This window comes from Bradyrhizobium sp. Kon56, assembly GCF_055807635.1.
The window spans coordinates 1-272 of record NZ_JBVVOU010000415.1 but is presented as its reverse complement, the minus strand read 5'-3'; the positions used below and the strand labels follow the sequence as shown (position 1 = coordinate 272).

Here is a 272-nt window from a genome sequence, read left to right as displayed (position 1 = left end):
GGGCTGCGCAGCAGCGCCAAAACCAATCGGTCGCGACACGTCAGATGCACCTGCCTGACCAGTTTGGGAGCGCTTCGCACTCCAGCGGGAGCAAGCTCCCTCGCCACAATAGGCGAAGATCTACCGGTTCAAAGGTCAGTATCCAAACCCGGCTGAGATTGTAGCGGCAGAAACAGGGTGATGCAGGTGCCCCGCCCATCAATGCCATCCGCCACGCTGATATGCCCACCGTGCGCGCCGACCATGCCCTGGCAGATCGCCAAGCCAAGACC

1 protein-coding gene is annotated in these 272 nt (G+C 61.8%); it reads right to left on the bottom strand.

All coding sequences use genetic code 11. The features are described from left to right. Positions 1–128 precede the first annotated feature (128 nt). Entirely contained in the window at positions 129–263 is a 135-nt protein-coding gene (locus AC0L3B_RS39505) for a hypothetical protein (RefSeq protein WP_473383240.1), read from the bottom strand. Positions 264–272: the final 9 nt, after the last annotated feature.